The organism is Vibrio sp. R11-SG3-ISO3-SZ, from assembly GCF_059834345.1.
Genome location: NZ_JCBDGX010000190.1, coordinates 1 through 20,048, shown reverse-complemented (window position 1 = coordinate 20,048; position 20,048 = coordinate 1). Strand labels below are relative to the sequence as shown.

At 49.2% G+C, this 20,048-nt stretch carries 20 protein-coding genes; 16 read left to right on the top strand and 4 right to left on the bottom strand.

The features are described 5' to 3' along the window. On the bottom strand, positions 1-574 hold a 574-nt coding region (locus AC6R1O_RS19740), incomplete at its 3' end, for a Maf family protein (RefSeq protein WP_500657686.1). A gap of 149 nt (positions 575-723) precedes the next feature. Here AC6R1O_RS19740 and yceD point away from each other — a divergent pair. From yceD to ptsG, 14 genes are all read left to right on the top strand, one after another. Continuing rightward, the gene (gene yceD / locus AC6R1O_RS19735; RefSeq protein WP_500632685.1) at positions 724-1,248 is read left to right on the top strand and encodes a 23S rRNA accumulation protein YceD; all 525 of its coding nucleotides are present in this window, start codon (positions 724-726) and stop codon (positions 1,246-1,248) included. Positions 1,249-1,296: 48 nt separating this feature from the next. Next, complete coding sequence (rpmF, locus tag AC6R1O_RS19730) at positions 1,297-1,467, top strand: 50S ribosomal protein L32 (RefSeq protein ID WP_014232495.1); 171 nt, start codon at positions 1,297-1,299, stop codon at positions 1,465-1,467. Between the two features lie 9 nt (positions 1,468-1,476). After that, positions 1,477-2,517 carry a phosphate acyltransferase PlsX gene (gene plsX, locus AC6R1O_RS19725; RefSeq protein ID WP_334552536.1) on the top strand — a complete coding sequence of 347 codons (1,041 nt, stop codon included), beginning with the start codon at positions 1,477-1,479 and terminating at the stop codon, positions 2,515-2,517. A 5-nt stretch (positions 2,518-2,522) separates the two neighbouring features. After that, the gene (locus AC6R1O_RS19720; protein ID WP_500630304.1) at positions 2,523-3,503 is read left to right on the top strand and encodes a beta-ketoacyl-ACP synthase III; all 981 of its coding nucleotides are present in this window, start codon (positions 2,523-2,525) and stop codon (positions 3,501-3,503) included. Between the two features lie 107 nt (positions 3,504-3,610). Further along, complete coding sequence (gene fabD, locus AC6R1O_RS19715) at positions 3,611-4,537, top strand: ACP S-malonyltransferase (RefSeq protein WP_487901115.1); 927 nt, start codon at positions 3,611-3,613, stop codon at positions 4,535-4,537. Positions 4,538-4,563: 26 nt separating this feature from the next. After that, positions 4,564-5,298 carry a 3-oxoacyl-ACP reductase FabG gene (gene fabG, locus AC6R1O_RS19710; protein ID WP_334552782.1) on the top strand — a complete coding sequence of 245 codons (735 nt, stop codon included), beginning with the start codon at positions 4,564-4,566 and terminating at the stop codon, positions 5,296-5,298. Between the two features lie 305 nt (positions 5,299-5,603). Then, on the top strand, positions 5,604-5,837 hold the full coding sequence (acpP, locus tag AC6R1O_RS19705; RefSeq protein WP_004406112.1) for an acyl carrier protein: 234 nt from the start codon (positions 5,604-5,606) through the stop codon (positions 5,835-5,837). A gap of 91 nt (positions 5,838-5,928) precedes the next feature. Continuing rightward, a complete protein-coding gene (gene fabF, locus AC6R1O_RS19700; RefSeq protein WP_500630303.1) occupies positions 5,929-7,173 on the top strand; it encodes a beta-ketoacyl-ACP synthase II in 1,245 nt (414 codons plus the stop codon). A gap of 84 nt (positions 7,174-7,257) precedes the next feature. Further along, on the top strand, positions 7,258-8,061 hold the full coding sequence (pabC, locus tag AC6R1O_RS19695) for an aminodeoxychorismate lyase (protein ID WP_500657684.1): 804 nt from the start codon (positions 7,258-7,260) through the stop codon (positions 8,059-8,061). Then, positions 8,058-9,074, top strand: a complete 1,017-nt coding sequence (gene mltG / locus AC6R1O_RS19690) for an endolytic transglycosylase MltG (protein ID WP_500626107.1) — start codon at positions 8,058-8,060, stop codon at positions 9,072-9,074. Before pabC ends, mltG begins: the two co-directional genes overlap by 4 nt. Beyond that, complete coding sequence (gene tmk, locus AC6R1O_RS19685; RefSeq protein WP_500626108.1) at positions 9,071-9,721, top strand: dTMP kinase; 651 nt, start codon at positions 9,071-9,073, stop codon at positions 9,719-9,721. Before mltG ends, tmk begins: the two co-directional genes overlap by 4 nt. Before the next feature lies 1 nt (position 9,722). Continuing rightward, a complete protein-coding gene (holB, locus tag AC6R1O_RS19680) occupies positions 9,723-10,685 on the top strand; it encodes a DNA polymerase III subunit delta' (RefSeq protein WP_500632681.1) in 963 nt (320 codons plus the stop codon). Further along, positions 10,676-11,443: a TatD family hydrolase gene (locus AC6R1O_RS19675; RefSeq protein ID WP_500630299.1), complete on the top strand. Its 768-nt coding sequence runs from the start codon at positions 10,676-10,678 to the stop codon at positions 11,441-11,443. The genes holB and AC6R1O_RS19675 overlap by 10 nt, the downstream gene beginning before the upstream one ends. A gap of 444 nt (positions 11,444-11,887) precedes the next feature. Next, positions 11,888-13,318, top strand: coding sequence for a PTS glucose transporter subunit IIBC (gene ptsG, locus AC6R1O_RS19670; RefSeq protein ID WP_500630298.1), 1,431 nt, complete (start codon positions 11,888-11,890; stop codon positions 13,316-13,318). Positions 13,319-13,406: 88 nt separating this feature from the next. On the opposite strand, the gene AC6R1O_RS19665 is transcribed toward ptsG, so the two are convergent. After that, on the bottom strand, positions 13,407-14,192 hold the full coding sequence (locus tag AC6R1O_RS19665) for a hypothetical protein (RefSeq protein WP_500657683.1): 786 nt from the start codon (positions 14,190-14,192) through the stop codon (positions 13,407-13,409). A 409-nt stretch (positions 14,193-14,601) separates the two neighbouring features. On the opposite strand from AC6R1O_RS19665, the gene AC6R1O_RS19660 reads away from it, so the two are divergent. After that, the gene (locus tag AC6R1O_RS19660; RefSeq protein WP_500657682.1) at positions 14,602-15,552 is read left to right on the top strand and encodes a glutathione S-transferase family protein; all 951 of its coding nucleotides are present in this window, start codon (positions 14,602-14,604) and stop codon (positions 15,550-15,552) included. A gap of 101 nt (positions 15,553-15,653) precedes the next feature. Further along, entirely contained in the window at positions 15,654-16,925 is a 1,272-nt protein-coding gene (locus AC6R1O_RS19655) for an MgtC/SapB family protein (protein ID WP_500657680.1), read from the top strand. A 62-nt stretch (positions 16,926-16,987) separates the two neighbouring features. On the opposite strand, the gene pta is transcribed toward AC6R1O_RS19655, so the two are convergent. After that, positions 16,988-19,132: a phosphate acetyltransferase gene (pta, locus tag AC6R1O_RS19650; RefSeq protein ID WP_500657679.1), complete on the bottom strand. Its 2,145-nt coding sequence runs from the start codon at positions 19,130-19,132 to the stop codon at positions 16,988-16,990. Positions 19,133-19,289: 157 nt separating this feature from the next. Continuing rightward, the coding region (locus AC6R1O_RS19645) for an acetate/propionate family kinase (protein WP_500657678.1) at positions 19,290-20,048 on the bottom strand (759 nt) is incomplete at its 5' end.

Sequence of the window (20,048 nt, the reverse complement as noted above, 5' to 3'; positions counted from 1 at the left end):
CGGATACGCCCTCTTGCTCAAGCATGTCAACCAAATCAATCAAGGGTAATCCGACCAAGGTGTTGGGGTCCTTGCCTTCTAAGCGCTCAAACAGCGCAATACCTAACCCTTCACTTTTAAAGCTCCCTGCGCAATAAAAGGGCTGCTCTTTATCGACATAGCGTTCAATTTGCTGCTCGGTGAGCGTGCGAAAATGTACGGTAAACGTATCGACGCGGGTGTGCAGCGCTTGGGTGGCACTGTTGAATAAGGCAACGCCTGTGTAAAAACAGATCGCACGGCCGCTTTGCCGACGCAATTGTTCAATGGCGCGCTCACGTGTATGGGGCTTACCAACAATTTCGCCGTCAATCACACACACTTGATCGCTACCGATGACAAGGCTCGGCTGCGATAGTGAACAACCTTGCGCTTTACCCACTGCGAGACGTTCCACTAACGCTTGAGGTGATTCGTTTCTTAGTGGCGTTTCGTCACAGTCTGGTGCGATGGCGCTAAACGTGAGACCGAGTTTTTCCAACAATAGTTTACGGTAGGGAGAGGTGGACGCTAAGACGAGTGGGTAAGAGTACATTTTAAATCATCAGTGTTTTGTTTGATTTAGGTGAGCTTAAAGGATCTTTTTGCTAAGATCATTGCTCTGGTGGAGCAAAGGAAAAAAAGTCCAACTTTTTCTCCTTTTTCTTTGACTCAAAATGAATTGGAAGATAGAATTCGCGCCCTATGCAAAAGGTAAAAATACCGCGAACGGTTGATCCCGCAAGAGCGGCTCAAAAGCGTCTTGATTATGATGGTATCATTCAAGAAAGTCTTTTTAAGCGCTTAAGCGAATCAGTCGAAGGCGTTAAACGCGACGCTCAAGTGTCATTGTCATTTGAGTTGGATGAACAGCGACTTGTTGTTATCTCTGGTAAAGCTAACATCGAAGTCGATTTAGAGTGTCAACGCTGTAATGAGGTTTTCGCACATGAGTGCGAAGTCGAATTCACTTACACGCCATACTATAGCGAGAAGAGTGAAGAAGACGCACCGGAAGAGTACGATTTGGTAGATCTGAACGAGTACGGTGAAGTCGACCTAATACAGTTAGCTGAAGACGAGTTCATTCTCAACTTGCCTCAAGTAGCAATGCATGATGAAGCGGATTGTAGCGTTGATTCAGATAACATGGTGTTTGGTGACCTTCCAGAAGAGGTAGTGGAAGAGAAGCCGAATCCATTCGATGTTTTGAAAAGCTTAAAGCGTTAACTTTTTAGTAAGCAAGACACTTTAAGAACTAACATAGGAGTAGGGTCAATGGCCGTACAAAAAAACCGTAAAACACGTTCTAAGCGTGGTATGCGTCGTTCACACGATGCCCTAACTACAGCTGCACTTTCTGTTGACGCAACTTCAGGTGAAACTCACCTACGTCACAACGTGACTGCTGAAGGTTACTACCGCGGCAAGAAGGTTATCAACAAGTAAGGTTGACCTTTGCAAAATATAACCGTTGCACTTGATGCAATGGGCGGGGATTTCGGTCCTCGCGTTACAGTGCCTGCCGCCGTGCAGGCACTGTCGCATTTCCCAGAGCTAAAAGTGATCATCTTGGGTGATCAGCACATGATCACAACCCAACTCTCCCAACTTGGTGTTCAGTCCAACGCACGGTTACGCGTTGTGCACAGTGACCGAGTCATTTCTAACTCAGAAAAACCTTCTCTAGCGCTGCGCAATAGTGCGAATACGTCCATGGCGATGGCAATCGATGCGGTATCCAACGCTGAAGCGGATGCGTGTGTCAGCGGTGGCAACACCGGCGCGTTAATGGCATTGTCACGCTTCAAGCTTAAGCTTTTACCGGGTATTGAACGTCCTGCATTAATTTCTGCGTTGCCAACGGCATCCGGCGGTAAAACCTGGATGTTGGATTTAGGGGCCAATGTCTCGAGTGACGCCGATTCGCTGTTTCAATTTGCGGTAATGGGCAGTGCGTTAGTCGAACAATACTTGGGTAAACCGCCACGAGTCGCTATTCTCAATATCGGCGCTGAAGAGATCAAAGGTAATGATCTCGTTAAACGCTGCGCTGAAATGCTTTCTCAGACTCAGTCGGTCAATTTTGTCGGCTATATTGAAGGCAACCAATTGTTACGCGATGCCGCTGATGTCGTCGTTTGTGATGGTTTTGTGGGCAATATCTGCCTCAAAACCTGTGAAGGGACAGCGCAACTCTTTATCGATAAGTTGAAATCACACATGATGGCCTCATCTATAAAGGGTTGGATTGCAAGAAAATTATTTTCTGGCTTATTTAATGAGCTAAAAACCCTGAACCCCGACCAGTATAACGGCGCAAGTTTGCTAGGATTGCGCGGCATTGTCATAAAAAGCCATGGAAGTGCTGATGTAGACGCGGTCATCAATGCCATTGGTGAAGCATTACACGAGGTCAAACGACAAGTACCAAGCCGTATTAGTGATCGTTTGGAAACGGTTCTGTTCGATCAGCAACCCCAAGAGAGGCATTACTAGTCTTCATGTATAGCAAAATTTTAGGTACTGGCAGCTACCTGCCATCTCAGGTGCGTTCAAACGCAGACTTAGAGAAAATGGTAGATACAAGTGATGAGTGGATTGTTGCTCGCACGGGTATTAAAGAGCGTCGTATTGCTGCGGAAAATGAAACCGTTGCAGATATGGGTTACCAAGCGGCGAAAAATGCTATCGAGATGGCAGGCATTGACAAGAACGACATCGACATGATTCTTGTTGCGACCACCAGTGGTTCACATGCATTTCCATCAGCGGCCTGTCAGGTGCAAGCCTTGCTTGGCATTAAACACTGCCCAGCGTTTGACATGGCTGCGGCGTGTTCCGGCTTTGTTTACGCACTGTCGGTGGCCGATCAGTACATCAAAACCGGTCATTGCAAACACATCTTGGTGATCGGCGCTGATGCGTTATCAAAAACCTGTGACCCGAGTGATCGCTCGACCGTGATCTTGTTTGGTGATGCCGCTGGTGCGGTTATTGTAGGCGCGAGTAATGAGCCGGGTATTTTGTCGACCACCATTAATGCCGACGGTCGCTTTGGCGACCTACTGAGCTTGAAATACCCTAATCGCCGTGAAGAAATCAGCAGTGACTTTGAGCACAGTGATGACATCAATAGCTGGTTGCACATGGCGGGTAATGAAGTCTTCAAAGTAGCGGTGACTCAGTTGTCTCGCCTTGTGACGGAAACTCTCAAGCAAAACGGCATGGATAAAACCGAGCTGGATTGGTTGGTGCCACATCAGGCAAACCTTCGCATTATTTCTGCGACCGCGAAGAAGTTGGCGATGTCAATGGATCAAGTCGTGGTCACACTGGATAGGCACGGTAACACCTCTGCGGCGACAGTACCGACTGCACTTGATGAAGCCGTACGTGATGGGCGTATTCAGCGTGGGCAAACCTTGCTGCTTGAAGCCTTTGGCGGTGGCTTCACATGGGGTTCAGCCCTAGTGAAGTTTTAATCACGCAAGAATTCAAATTGAAGATGCCGCAGTGGCATCTTTTCTTTCTGACAGCAGAAAGAGCAACCGAATCAAGTCTTAAAAGAAATTGAGTTAAGGAAAAGAGTATGAGCAAGTTTGCTATCGTATTTCCAGGTCAAGGATCGCAAGCCGTTGGCATGTTGGCTGAACTTGGCGAGCAATACCCAGTAGTGAAAGCGACGTTTGCTGAGGCTTCAGAAGCACTCGGTTACGATCTTTGGGCGTTGGTGCAAGATGGGCCAGTGGAAGATCTTAACCAGACATTTCGCACCCAGCCTGCGCTGCTAGCGTCTTCGGTTGCGGTATGGCGTGTGTGGCAAGAGCTAGGACAAGAGCTGCCAGCCAACCTAGCGGGTCACAGCTTAGGTGAGTACTCTGCACTTGTGTGTGCAGGTGTGATTGATTTCCAGCAGGCGATCAAGCTAGTTGAATTGCGCGGCCGCTTAATGCAAGAAGCGGTACCAGCGGGCACGGGCGCTATGTATGCAATTATCGGTCTTGACGATGCCGCGATTGCTCAAGCGTGTGAAGACGCAGCGCAAGGCGAGGTTGTCTCTCCTGTTAACTTTAACTCGCCAGGTCAAGTTGTTATCGCCGGCAGTAAAGCGGCGGTGGAACGTGCGGGCGCCTTATGTAAAGAAGCGGGCGCAAAGCGCGCGTTGCCTTTACCTGTCTCTGTGCCTTCTCACTGCGCTCTGATGAAGCCTGCGGCGGATAAACTGGCGGTTGCACTAGAAGAGATCGAGTTCAACACGCCTTCTTTACCCGTCATCAACAACGTGGACGTCGTGGCAGAGACCGATCCTGCGAAAATCAAAGAAGCACTGGTGCGTCAGCTTTACAGCCCGGTGCGTTGGACGGAAAGTGTTCAGCTCATGAGCGAGCAAGGCGTCGAATCACTGTTAGAATTTGGCCCAGGTAAAGTATTGACTGGCTTGACGAAACGTATTGTAAAAACGCTTAGCGGCGCAGCCGTTAACGATGTCGCTTCACTCGAAGCAGCTAAGTCATAAGCGACTCAAAGGAAACAACAAACATGATGAATCTTGAAGGTAAAATCGCACTGGTTACCGGTGCTAGCCGTGGTATCGGCCGTGCTATCGCTGAACTATTGGTTGAGCGTGGTGCGACAGTGATCGGTACTGCAACCTCTGAAGGCGGTGCGGCAGCGATCAGCGAATACCTAGGGGACAAAGGTAAAGGACTCGCGTTAAACGTCACAGACGTGAACTCCATCGAGTCAACCCTGAAAACCATTAATGACGAGTTTGGTGCGATTGACATCCTAGTGAATAACGCAGGTATCACACGTGACAACTTGCTGATGCGTATGAAAGACGATGAGTGGAACGACATCATCGATACCAACCTCACGCCGATTTTCCGTATGTCAAAAGCGGTATTGCGCGGCATGATGAAAAAGCGTCATGGCCGTATCATCAACGTAGGTTCTGTGGTTGGCACTATGGGTAACGCAGGTCAGGCTAACTACGCGGCAGCGAAAGCTGGCGTGATTGGTTTTACTAAATCAATGGCACGTGAAGTTGCGTCTCGCGGCATCACAGTGAATACTGTGGCGCCTGGCTTTATTGAGACAGACATGACCAAAGCATTGAACGACGATCAGCGTGCGGCAACACTATCGAACGTCCCAGCGGGTCGTCTTGGTGACCCACGTGAGATTGCGTCGGCAGTGGTATTTCTGGCTTCCCCAGAAGCGGCATACATCACCGGCGAAACTTTGCACGTAAATGGCGGGATGTACATGGTTTAAATTGGGCTTTAGCAAGTGAAAGTGAACTTTTACATCAAATATCACTCGAAACTTTGCTGAATCTTCAATTTGTACCCAATGTCGCCAAATTGGCTATTTAATGTCATAAAAATAGCCTATAGTCAGTGTTTATTGGCAGTGAAGTGCACAAGATTTGTGCATGATTTAAGTCAAAAATGTATTGAATTTCGGTTAAAATCGCTAAAATTGTGGTTTGACCAGCAAGGTCCCACTTGCAACTTTCAATAGTTCGAATAAACTACGGAATCATCGCATTGAGCGAAATCTGTAAAGGAAAAGAAAAAATGAGCAACATCGAAGAACGCGTAAAGAAAATCATTGTTGAACAGCTAGGTGTAGACGAAGCAGAAGTGAAAAACGAAGCTTCTTTCGTTGATGACCTAGGTGCCGATTCTCTAGACACTGTTGAACTAGTAATGGCTCTAGAAGAAGAATTCGACACTGAGATTCCAGACGAAGAAGCTGAGAAGATCACTACTGTTCAAGCTGCAATCGACTACGTAAACAGCGCTCAGTAAACCCCTCTCTCAGGCGGCCAACTGGCCGCCTGTGTTTTACCAACTCTTCTATACCTCCCATAGAATCATTTCAAACCCGGAGAATAAAATCGTGTCCAAGCGTCGTGTTGTTGTCACTGGCATGGGTATGTTGTCACCGGTAGGCAACACTGTAGAATCCTCTTGGAAAGCCCTGCTAGCTGGTCAAAGTGGTATCGTCAATATCGAGCACTTTGATACTGAAAATTTCTCAACTCGTTTTGCAGGCCTAGTCAAAGATTTTGATTGCACAGAATACATGTCAAAGAAAGATGCACGTAAGATGGACTTGTTCATCCAGTACGGTATCGCAGCGGGTATTCAGGCTCTTGATGACTCTGGCTTAGAAATTAACGAAGAAAACGCCGCACGAGTGGGCGTCGCTATCGGTTCAGGCATTGGTGGCCTTGACTTGATTGAAGCGGGTCACTCAGCATTGGTCGAGAAAGGTCCACGTAAAGTGAGTCCGTTCTTCGTCCCATCGACCATTGTTAACATGGTGGCGGGTAACTTATCAATTATGCGTGGTCTACGTGGTCCAAATATTGCGATCTCGACGGCGTGTACAACTGGTCTGCACAACATCGGCCATGCAGCGCGTATGATCGCGTATGGCGATTGCGAAGCGATGGTGGCGGGTGGCTCAGAAAAAGCGTCCACCCCACTTGGTATGGCAGGTTTTGGTGCAGCGAAAGCACTGTCTACTCGTAATGATGCGCCTCAAAAAGCCTCTCGCCCTTGGGACAAAGACCGTGACGGTTTTGTTCTTGGTGATGGCGCAGGCATGATGGTGCTAGAAGAGTACGAACACGCGAAAGCGCGTGGCGCGAAAATTTACGCTGAAGTGGTTGGCTTTGGTATGTCAGGTGACGCTTACCACATGACTTCGCCAAGTGAAGATGGCTCAGGCGGTGCATTGGCAATGGAAGCGGCCATGCGTGACGCGGATATCGAAGGCACACAAGTTGGCTACGTGAATGCACACGGTACATCGACGCCAGCAGGCGACGTCGCGGAAGTGAAAGGCATCCGCCGTGCACTGGGTGAATCGGGCGCGAAACAAGTCAAAGTGTCATCAACCAAGTCGATGACAGGTCACTTGTTGGGTGCTGCGGGCTCAGTAGAAGCCATCATTACCGTACTCTCTTTGCGCGATCAAATTGTGCCGCCGACGATCAACCTTGATAACCCGGAAGAAGGGTTAGAGGATATCGATCTTGTGCCGCACACTGCGAAAGAAGTATCGATGGATTACGCGATTTGTAACTCATTCGGCTTTGGTGGTACGAACGGCTCGTTGGTGTTCAAAAAGATCTAAACCGTGCTACGTGTAGTGGGATGATTTGTGTTAAAACGGCTTAATGCTTCGGTATTAAGCCGTTTTGTTTTCTAAGGTGGATGGATGTTTTGGGTCAATGGACAGAGAGCGGACTCAATCGCGCTAAGTGATCGATCGTTTCAATATGGTGATGGCTGCTTTACGACCATACTGACTCGCCATGGTCAGATTGAGGGGTGGTCAGCCCATGTGTCGAGAATGGAAGCGTGCTTGCGTTTGCTGGGTATTGAGTTCCCAGATTGGCAGCAAGTGCGCCAATGGCTAGAGACGGCGTCACTGCCTGCAGCGAATGCCGGTCTCAAGCTGCATGTCAGCCGAGGAGAAGGTGGGCGCGGATATAGCCCTGCGCACGTCACGACACCCAATGTTACTATTAGTCACTTTCCATTTCCCACCCATTATGAACAATGGCAACAGAATGGCGTAGCACTTGGCGTGTGCGAGCGGCGTTTAGGCCACAACCCACTCCTTGCTGGTCACAAACACAACAACCGACTTGAGCAAGTGTTGCTCAAGCAAGAGTTAGACGAGCAAGGCTATGCAGATGGCTTGGCACTCGACATTGATGGCTTCGTGATAGAAACCACGATGGCGAACCTGTTTTGGTGTCGCGAAGACACGTTATTTACCCCCGACCTTACTCTTGCGGGGGTCGCGGGGACAATGAGAGAGCGCGTGCTTCAATGCGCATTGACAATGGGATTGCACATTGAAGTGGGGCAATTCACGCTCTGCGATATTGAACAGGCCGACGAGATCTTCATCTGCAACGCTTTGTTAGGTGTCGCACCGGTCAGCGCTATTTCGCATAAAATGTTCACCATTGGACCACAAACTCGACGATTTCAGGAGAACCTTTCCTCGTGATTAAGAAAATCACCTATTTATTGATTGCTATATTGTTGATTGCTTTTGCGGGTTACCGCTACATCACTAACCAAGTGAATGAGTACGTCAATCAACCCCTATCGATGACACAAGAACGCATTTTTACCCTTAAAACCGGTACCAGCTTTCAGCGAGTGTTAAGTGACCTTACTCAGAGCGACCTTATCGAACCGAGCGATTTAACGCCGCTGGTTCGACGCTTTTATCCCGAGCTTACTCAAGTAAAAGCGGGCACCTATCTGTTGGAACCTGGCCTGACGCTACGTCAGGCGTTGCTGCTTTTTAAGTCGGGTAAAGAGCACCAGTTTTCGATCACCTTTGTTGAAGGGTCGACGTTCAAAGAGTGGCGTGAAGCGCTGTCTCAAGCGCCGCATCTGACGCATGATACGACAGAGATGACGGAAGCGGAGATTGCCCGAGCGCTAGAGCTCGATGTGGAGAAGTTAGAAGGCATGTTCTTAGCCGAAACCTACCACTATACCTTCGGAGCGTCAGAGTTGGATATTCTTGAGCGAGCATCGCGTAAGCTCACTCAGGTGCTCGATTATCACTGGGCAGAACGTCAGCGTGATTTACCATTGAAATCGTCGTATGAAGCCCTCATTCTTGCTTCTATCATTGAAAAAGAGACCTCAGTGGAAGAAGAGCGAGAGCGAGTCGCGTCAGTGTTTGTTAATCGCCTCAACAAAGGTATGCGTTTGCAAACCGATCCGACGGTTATTTATGGTATGGGCGACAGCTACGACGGCAACATACGTAAGAAAGACCTTCGTACGCCCACGCCTTATAACACCTATGTCATTTTTGGTCTGCCACCTACGCCGATCGCGATGCCGGGTGAAGCCTCTATTGCAGCGGCGACCAACCCTGAGAATGGGGATTACTACTACTTTGTCGCCAGTGGAACCGGCGGTCATGTGTTTTCAAAAACATTGGCTGAGCACAACCGCGCGGTCCGAGCCTATTTAAAACAGTTAAGAAGTAAACAATGACACAAGCAAAATTTATTGTTATCGAAGGATTAGAAGGCGCGGGTAAAAGCACCGCGATTCAAGCCGTATTGACCACGTTACAAGCGGCGGGCATCACTTCGATTCAACAAACTCGCGAACCCGGTGGCACCACGTTGGCTGAAAAGTTACGTGACTTGGTCAAGCAAGAGCATGAGGGTGAAGTGCTGCAAGACATGACGGAGCTACTGTTGATGTATGCCGCGCGTGTCCAACTGGTGGAAAATGTCATTAAGCCTGCCTTGGAAAAAGGTGAGTGGGTGGTGGGCGATCGTCATGATATGTCCTCGCAAGCCTATCAGGGTGGCGGCCGACAGATTACCGCTGAGACGATGTCAACACTCAAACAGACGACGCTTGGCGACTTTAAGCCCGACTTGACCTTGTACTTAGACATCGACCCTCGAGTTGGCCTTGAGCGAGCGCGTGGTCGGGGTGAACTCGACAGAATTGAAAAAATGGACATGAGTTTTTTCGATCGTACTCGCGCACGCTATCTTGAGATCGCGCGCCATGATGCAACGGTTCTGATCATCAATGCTGAGCAATCTATAGAGCAAGTGGCTGCTGATATCTCTGCGGCGTTGAAAGGCTGGCTAGAGGCTCAGACTGAGCAAGGCGTCGCCTAGTATGAATGAGCTGTACCCTTGGTTAACACCGCTTTGGGCGGAGTGGAAATCGAGCCTCGAACACCAACGTTTTGCCAACGCCTCGATGTTGATTGCACAGAGTGGCATGGGGGCAGAGCAGTTGGTGGACAGACTCTCAAGAGCAGTGATGTGCCAACACGACCACTCTGAGCCGTGTGGGTTTTGTCATGGTTGCCAGTTGATGCAATCGCAAAGCCATCCCGATTTTCATCGAGTGGTGCCTGAAAAAGAGGGCAAAGCGATCACGGTTGAACAGGTGCGGCAGTGCAACCGGTTAGCACAAGAATCGTCCCAACTTGGTGGCTATCGACTGTTTGTGATTGAGCCGGCTGAGGCAATGAACACGTCCGCCTCGAACGCTTTGCTCAAAACCTTGGAAGAGCCAGGGGAAAACTGTCTGTTCCTTTTGGTGACGCACCGTCAGAATCATCTGCTTGCCACCATCACCAGTCGCTGCCAGCAATGGTATCTCAATACGCCGAGTGCCACCGACGTCGCAGAGTGGTTGTCACATCACACACAAAAGGCGGTGCCAGCCTTTGCCGCCCATATTCATGCGAACTCCCCGCTCGATACGTTGGCGTTTATTGAACAGGGGGGGGAATCTCAGTATCAGCAGCTAGAGTCCGCCTTGCTTGCGTTTTTGGTCAGCCAAGACGATGGGGTGAAGCTTGCTAAGGAATTGGCGAAAGCGCCCGATGAGTCTCTACCCTGGTTATGGACCTTGCTGACTGATGCACAAAAAATTCATTTTTCAGTGAGGGATGAGGCGATGACACCTGGCTGTCAGCGTGTAGCTGAGACAGTGTCTTACGCGCAGCTCTACCAACATACACAATCACTGACTAAACTTATTAATCAACTGAGTGACCACCCAGGGCTCAACGCAGAGTTACTGATCATGAGTTGGTTGTTCTCATTAAAAGAGGAATTATGTTCGTAGATTCGCACTGTCATCTAGATAAACTTGATTACCAAGAGCGACATAATGATGTGGCTGATGTCATAAAGAAAGCCACCGCTGCTAATGTCACCGAGTTGCTTTCGGTGGGGGTCACGCTTGATTCGTTTCCCGATATGTTGGCTATGATTGAGCCTTATGACAACGTACACGCGTCGTGTGGGGTTCATCCATTGGACGTCGAAAGTGACTTTGCCCTTGATCGCTTACATGAATACGCAAGTCATCCGAAAGTGGTCGCGATTGGTGAAACGGGCCTGGATTATCACTATCAGCCTGAAACCGCTGACCTGCAAAAACTGCGCTTTGAGCAGCAGGTCGAGCTCGCGGTCAATGTGAATAAGCCGCTGATCATTCATACGCGCAACGCACGAGAAGATACTCTGGCTATTTTAAGAGCAGGACAGGCAGAGAAATGCGGTGGTGTCATCCACTGTTTTACGGAAGATCTTACCTTTGCTAAGCAAGCGATGGAGTTAGGCTTTTACATTTCCATCTCTGGTATCGTGACGTTTCGACAAGCAACGGAGTTGAAAGACGTGGTCAAAGCGTTGCCACTTGATCGCTTGTTGATTGAGACCGATTCTCCCTATTTGGCCCCGGTCCCTCATCGCGGCCAACAGAATGAACCTGCTTATGTGGTTGAAGTCGCCGCATACATTGCGAAGCTTAAGTCTTGCGGCCTACATGAGGTGGCCGCAGCCACAACGACGAACTTCAAAAAACTTTTTTTAAGATAGAAATTAATGGCGGTATAAAAAAGGGGCGCTCGCCCTTTTTTTTTGTTACAAGCGTCACGTATCTGACTCATCAAACCAGTGTTCACCAAATCTGTTGAAGATGCGAGACAAAATTTGTTCAAATGTAATTTTGTTACATAAAATAACAATCTATTCTATTTTATTTACGCCATAAAATTAATGTTGTGCAATAAAAACTTCATATTTTTCATGGGGATAAGTTGGTATGAGGGCCTTGTTTGGCGCTTCGTTACTGTGATCTATCTAGTAGTTTGAAACTTATTTTCGTAACGCGCTAGAAAGTTTGTTCACCATCAAGATATATTTAGAGGCAGAAAATATACTGTCATATGTGGTTACATTTTCTTTGGGTGCTAACATTTAAGGCTGCGGGGGTGTGCCGTTAGTGCCCGATAATTCTTATAACTTTTCAGGAGCATAAACATGTTTAAGAATCTTTTTGCTAACCTGCAAAAAGTAGGTAAATCACTGATGCTACCAGTATCAGTATTGCCTGTTGCAGGTATCCTACTTGGTGTTGGTGCTGCCAACCTTGGTTTCATTCCAGAGATTGTATCAAACCTAATGGAACAAGCGGGTGGTTCAGTATTTGGCCAGATGGCACTGCTATTTGCAGTGGGTGTCGCTCTAGGCTTCACTAACAACGACGGCGTAGCGGGCCTTGCTGCTATCGTTGGTTACGGCATCATGACGGCAACACTAAGCGTTATGGCTGGCGTGATGGGCGTTGAGAAAATCGATACGGGTGTTCTCGGTGGTATCCTAGTCGGTGGTGTGGCTGCGTGGGCGTTTAACCGCTTCTTCCGCATTCAATTGCCTGAGTACCTTGGCTTCTTCGCTGGTAAGCGTGCTGTGCCAATCATCACTGGTTTTGCAGCTATCGCACTGGGTATCGTACTGTCTATCATCTGGCCACCAATTGGTTCAGCTATCGGTGCGTTCTCTCACTGGGCTGCAGAGCAAAACCCACAACTTGCATTCGGTATCTACGGTATCGTTGAGCGTTCATTGATCCCATTCGGTCTACACCACGTGTGGAACGTACCTTTCTTCTTCGAAGCAGGTCAATGTGTGAACGCAGCAGGTGAAACTCAAAACGGCGTACTGACATGTTACCTAGTGGCAGATGAAGCGTCTCGCGCAGCAGGTAATGGCTTCGGTCAGCTTGCAGGTGGCTACATGTTCAAGATGTTCGGTCTACCAGCAGCGGCTATCGCGATTGCACACTCTGCTAAGCCAGAGAACCGCGTTAAAGTTATGGGTATCATGGCGTCAGCAGCGTTGACTTCATTCCTAACAGGTATTACTGAGCCAATCGAATTCTCATTCCTATTCGTTGCGCCACTACTTTACGGAATCCACGCTCTACTTGCTGGTTCTGCATACGTTGTTGCTAACACTATCGGCTTCGTACACGGTACATCATTCTCTCACGGCTTGATCGACTTCCTAGTACTTTCTGGCAACGCTCAGAAGATGGGTATCATGATCGCGACTGGTCTTGTTTACGCAGCAATCTACTACGTAGTATTCCGTGCAGTGATCAAAGCGATGGACCTAAAAACTCCTGGTCGTGAAGACGAAACTCAAGCTGAAGCGGCGGCGTCTGGTTCAGACATGGCTGGTGAGCTTGTTGCAGCGTTCGGCGGTAAAGCAAACATTACAGGTCTTGACGCGTGTATCACTCGTCTACGTGTTGCGGTTGCTGACACAGAAGTGGTTGACCAAGACAAACTTAAGAAATTGGGTGCAGCAGGCGTTGTAGTCGTCGCAGGTGGTGTTCAAGCTATCTTCGGTACTAAGTCTGACAACCTTAAAACAGATATGGATGAGTGGATTCGTAACAACGGATAATCCCTACCCTCATCGATAGATAGAAAATGCCAGTCAAGTGACTGGCATTTTTTATGGCTTAGCGTTACTAAATGTGCACGGCTGACACTCAGAAACGCCAATCGATCCCCAATGAAATTTTCGCATCTTCGCTGCGCTTTTTCGGGCCTAGGACTTCGGTCTCAATGTTGTGATAGCGGCCTTCCACAAAGATATTAATGTTCTGACCATTCACATAAGCTTGCATCCCTTGAACCCACATCAAATCGACAAAGTTGAGGTCATCAATACCGTCGACAGCTTGTCCAGCCATCGCTTGAATGACGGTGTAGTGGGTGTCATTCCAAGGCTGCAAGGCATAAAGGTTGACCGATGCTAAGTGGGCATCTTTCGCCCCCAAAGAGTGCAGCACAGATTGAATCTCATCAACGCTACCGCCACTGTTTTTGGCGATGCGGCCTGCCGCTTTATTGAGGTCGACATCCACATAAGTGTAATTCACTGAAGGGAAGAACTTTGTGGTGCTGTTGGCGGCTTCCAGAGGCAGCATGTAGCCTGCGGTGTAGGAGTCTGCCAGCTTAGTGCCATACAAGTCGATATAAACCCCGCCCACACGACTGTCAAAATGCGCCATGCGTGCACGCATGTTATCTGTATCCGTGAAGTATTCACCAAAGAGCACGGTTTGAGTTTTGCCTTCTGGTCCCGCATCGTAAAGGTTGGCAGCGCCATAGCCGGCAAACAGCTTTAACTCACCGCTGTCTGTGTTGACCATAGTACCAATGCGGGATTGGGTATTTCGTGGATCGAACGCGTGCAACTCATCCGAGTCCGCAGCAAAAATTGTGCTAGAAGCGAGGGCCAGAGCCACTGCACAAATCGTGGTGTTTTTCATCGTTATACCTTTTTCGTTGTTGTGCGCCAGCGAAGGGAGAGGGCGCTTACGACGTATCCTAATGAGATCAAAAAATGAGAAACATAGAGAGGGGGTTATTAAACACATAACAATCGAAGATGTATGTCTTGATTGAAATGTGATGTTCTCCGTGACGTTAGCAAGAGGTATGGAAATTGTTGCGATTTACTGGAAGGTATATCAAGTTTCAGCGCTCATAGTGGAGAGGCTAGGAATAGATGAGACAAAGGATTTCTTTCATTTATCTCTACTGGTTATGAGTAAGTTTGCTGGCAGTTATTCAAATATGTTGACCAAGTTCGTCTAATTTCCCTTACTGCCATTTTGAATCAACTCGCTATAGTAAAAGCAAGGTTTTTACAGTGAACGAGAATAACGAAGGTGAATTATGGGCAAGCTAGTTGAAGGCGTGTGGCACGATGTGTGGTACGACACTAAATCAAACGGCGGTCAATTTGTGCGCGAAGACGCCGGGTTTCGTGATTGGGTCGTCAATAAAGAGGGCGCGCGTTTTGCGCCGGAATCCGGGCGCTATCATCTTTATGTCTCACTCGCGTGTCCTTGGGCTCACCGAACTCTAATTTTTCGCCGCCTAAAAGGGCTGGAGCCTCATATTGATGTCACTGTGGTCTGCCCAGATATGATGAGTGAAGGCTGGCAAATGGGGCTGCCTGAGCCGCTGTTTGGTCATACGCGATTGCACCAAATCTACACTCAGGCTAAGTCCGACTACACAGGGCGCGTTACGGTGCCTGTCTTGTGGGATAAAAAGCACAACACCATTGTCAGCAATGAGTCGTCAGAAATCATCCGTATGTTTAATCATGCGTTCAACGACTTGACGGGCAATACTCTCGATTACTATCCAGACCATCTCCGCGAAGTGATTGATGAGTGGAACGATTTTATCTACCCCAACGTCAATAATGGTGTCTACCGCTGCGGTTTTGCGACGACGCAAGAAGCGTACGAAGAAGCATACGATAAGCTGTTCTCTGCGTTGGATAAGCTTGATACTCATCTCGCGAGTCATCGCTACCTAGCGGGCGGTCAGGTAACGGAGGCCGATTGGCGTTTGTTTACCACCTTGATTCGTTTTGATGCGGTGTATGTGGGCCACTTTAAATGCAATAAGCAGCGTATTGAAGATTACCCTAACTTGCACGGTTATTTAAAAGAGTTGTACCAAGTGGAAGGGGTCAAAGAGACCACAGATTTCTATCATATTAAGCGCCATTACTATTTCAGTCACACCGGGATCAACCCCACACAAGTGGTACCTAAAGGACCAGAATTAGACCTCGATTCTCCCCACGGACGAGAGGCCATCAGCGCTTAACTTAATCCCCCGCACTTCGCGGGGTTTTTTATGCCCTATCACAGAATTATCTGCGTTAGTTCCTACACTTAACATTGAACAGTTAGCAAGTGGGAGGGCGTATGGAGTTACAACATCTCGTCAGCGATGAGCAGCTCTTTTGGCATCTTTTGATTGCGTTGATGCTTGGGGCGATTGTTGGGACACAGCGTGGCTGGGTGATGCGCAATAATGCGGAAGGCACGCGCGTTGCAGGGATCCGAACCTTCTCTCTCGTAGCGGTACTCGGCGCGCTGGTCGCGATTTTAGGCAAAGTCTATTCCCCTTTGCTGCTGGGTTTTGCTTTTGTCGCCTTGGTGATTCTTGCTTGTGTGGCGTTTGTCGCGCAGCAAAAAAACAGCACCAGCATCAGTATTACCGGTGTGGTCAGCTTGCTGATGACCTTTGTTCTCGGCGCGCTCACGGTCTCGGGGTACGCTGTCTTGGCTGCGTCAGCGGCGGTGATTACGGCAGTGGTGCTTGATAACAAACGCGAACTGCACCAAGCCCTGCAACGTCTACAAGAGTACGAATTGGACGCGGCACTGCGGCTATTGATGATCTCCATCGTCTTATTGCCATTGCTACCAAATCAAACCTTTGGGCCTTGGAATGCGCTCAATCCATATGAAATTTGGTGGATGGTGGTGTTGATCGCAAGCATCTCTTTTGTGGGCTATTTTGCGATCAAAATTGGCGGTACCAAACGGGGTATCTTGTTCACTTCGCTATTTGCTGGATTGAGCTCATCGACGGCGCTGACATTGCAATTTTCTCATCTATCACGGGAACAGCCGCATTTGAGCGGTTTACTCGCTACGGGCATATTAGTCAGTTGTGGCACCATGTTTCCGCGTTTACTGATTGTGCTAAGCGTGATTAACCCCTTACTGGTCGAGCAAATCGCTTACCCAGCGTTAGTGACGATGGCAGCACTCTATCTGCCCGCATGGTGGATTTGGCGCCGCTGTCATATCGAGCCTGTCGAACCCAATAGCAAGCAAAGTAACCCACTTGCGTTGCAATCGGCCTTGGTGTTTGGTTTGGTGCTTGCGGGGATCATTTTACTGTCGCATGCCTTGACTGAGTGGTTTGGTGAGTCGGGTGTGCTGATCCTAGCGGGGATCTCTGGCATGACAGATGTCGATGCAATTTCTCTCGCGCTGGGCAGACAAAGCGTGACCATATTAAGCGTAGAGGTGGCATCGCTGGCGATCTTAATTGCGGCGGCGGTGAATACGTTAGTAAAAATGTCGATGGTGGCCATCATTGGTGGCCGGGCGCTATGGCACAAAGTGGTGCCGGTTATGAGCTCCGCCGTTATGCTCGGCGCCGTTATGTATGGCTTGCAATAATAGGGAAATAAAAAAGCCCTCCAGTAGTCGGAGGGCTTAAAAGAGTCTCGCAAGAGCGGTGATTACTTCTGCTCTTGGTCTGCTTGAATCGCTGTCAGCGCGATGGTGTAGACGATGTCATCAACCAAGGCACCACGAGATAGGTCGTTCACCGGCTTGCGCATACCTTGCAGCATTGGACCGATAGAAACAAGGTCAGCACTACGCTGTACCGCTTTGTACGTCGTGTTACCTGTGTTCAAGTCTGGGAAGACAAATACCGTTGCTTTACCTGCAACAGGCGAGTTCGGAGCTTTAGACGCTGCCACATTCTCCATGATCGCCGCGTCGTACTGTAGCGGACCGTCAATCACTAGATCAGGACGTTTTTCCTTAGCAATGCGTGTTGCTTCACGCACTTTATCGACGTCTGCACCTTTACCAGACTCACCGGTAGAGTAAGAGATCATCGCAACGCGAGGATCAATACCAAAGGCCGCAGCAGAGTCTGCAGATTGAATCGCGATTTCCGCCAATTGTTCCGCCGTTGGATCTGGGTTGATCGCACAGTCGCCGTAAACCAGTACTTGGTCTGGCAGTAGCATGAAGAACACAGACGAAACGATAGACGCATTCGGCGCAGTCTTAATGATTTGGAACGGAGGAACGATGGTGTTCGCCGTAGTGTGAACCGCACCTGAAACTAGGCCATCGACTTCGTTGTTTTCAAGCATCATGGTGCCAAGGAATACGGAGTCTTCAAGCTTCTCACGCGCAACCACTTCAGTCATGCCTTTCGCACCACGAAGCTCAACTAGACGAGCAACGTAGTTTTCACGGATAGCGCCTGAGTCGATGATCTGCACACCAGCGCCAAGCTCAACACCTTGCTGCTCCGCGACGCGGCGGATTTCAGCGGGGTTACCTAGCAACACACACTCAGCAATGCCGCGCTCTGCACAGATGGCAGCCGCTTTCACTGTACGTGGTTCGTCGCCTTCTGGAAGTACGATACGCTTGCCTGCTTTACGGGCCAGTTCAGTCAACTGGTAACGGAACGCGGGTGGACTTAGGCGACGTGATTTTTGCGTGCCTTCAGTCATAGACTCAATCCAGTTACCGTCGATGTGGCCAGCAACGTGTTCATTGATGAACTCGATACGCTCTTTATCATCTGCGGGAACTTCGATGCTGAAGCTTTGCAGGTTCAATGATGTTTGCCACGTGTTACCTTGTGCTTTAAAGATAGGTAGACCAGTGTCAAACGCTGGCTGACAGAGACCTGCGATTTCCTTAGGAATGTCGTAGCCGCCGGTCAGCAAAATAGCACCGATGTCGACGCCGTTCATTGCCGCCAGTGATGCGGCAACGATAACGTCAGGACGGTCTGCTGACGTCACAAGTAGTGAACCCGGTTTAAAGTGCTCGATCATGTTTGGCAAAGAGCGCGCACAGAAAGTGATGCTCTTAATGCGGCGAGTGTTGATGTCACCAGCGTTAATGATGTCTGCTTTTAGGTGCTCTGCCATGTCGATAGCGCGTGTCGCGATGAGATCGATGCTCCAAGGCACACAACCTAGTACACGGATAGGAGAAGTGTTGAAGATCTCCATCACTTTTAGCTCGCTTTGCTTCGCGCTGTCTGCGTCATCAAAGATCTCAGACAGATCAGGGCGAGTACGACCCGCTTCGTCAACCGGTGCGTTGAGCTTGTTGATGATCACGCCAGAGATGTTTTTGTTCTTAGTGCCACCAAAGTTTGAACACGCAACTTCAATACGCTCTTTCAGTTGCGCAGGGTTATCGGTACCCGGTGTGGCGACAAGCACGATTTCTGCGCCCAATGTGGCCGCGATTTCCGCGTTCACTTGGTTGGCAAATGGGTGCTTACGCGTTGGAACTAGACCTTCGACCAGGGTTACGTCTGCATCTTTGTTGATCTGGTTGTAACGTTCAACGACGGTTTCTAGCAACTCGTCCATGTTGTCGTTACCGATCAAGCTTTCCGCGACAGACATCGGCATTGGCTGGCCGATTTTCACATCGCTGTTACGGCCCACAATCGTCGAGGTGAGATCCGGTTGATCGCCACCGCTACGAGGTTGACAGATTGGCTTGTAGAAAGAAACTTTAACGCCTTTACGCTCCATAGCGCGAAGAACACCCATACTCACGCTGGTCAGACCGACGCCAGCACTGGTAGGGATAAGCATAATAGTACGAGACATTCGTAGAGTACCTTTAGCTATTAGGGGGAGTTAAGCACAGTGACATAAACGATAGAGAGGGAGAATGCCAGTTGTGCCCCTTGGTCATCACAGTTAGCTGTAATTGACCGACTTCAGTTAGAAAACCGGCTAGCACTTGGCTAGCCGGTGAATCTGATTAAAGACCTGCTAGGCGAGCAGTGTCTTCGGCAATGACAAGCTCTTCGTTGGTCGAAATCACCATTGCTGGGATGCGGCTGTCTGCAGTTGTGATGGTGCCTTCACCGCCAAAACGTGCTTTCAGGTTTGCTTCACCATCTACTTCGATACCGAATACGCCTAGACGGTTCAATACCATCTCACGGATTGGGCCAGAGTTTTCACCGATACCGCCAGTAAAGACGATCGCGTCTAGACGGCCTTCCAGTGTCGCAGTGTAACCCGCTACGTATTTCGCTAGGCGGTGACAGAATACGTCCATCGCACGCGTTGCTTCTTCTTTTTGACCGTAGTTGTCTTCAACGAAACGACAGTCAGACGTCACTTCAGTTAGACCTTGTAGGCCAGACTCTTTGGTTAGCATGGTGTTGATTTGCTCAACAGAGTAACCTAGTGCGTCGTGTAGGTGGAAGATGATTGCAGGGTCGATATCACCACAGCGTGTACCCATCACCAAACCTTCAAGCGGTGTTAGACCCATGGAGGTGTCTACTGATTTACCGTTCTTGATTGCACACACAGACGCGCCGTTACCTAGGTGACAGTTGATGATGTTCAACTCGTCAGCCGGTTTACCTAGACGCTCAGCTGCTTCGCGAGCGATGAATAGGTGTGATGTGCCGTGCATGCCGTAGCGACGGATACCGTGCTCTTTGTACAGGTTGTATGGCAGTGCGTATAGGTACGCTTCTTCAGGCATAGACTGGTGGAAAGCCGT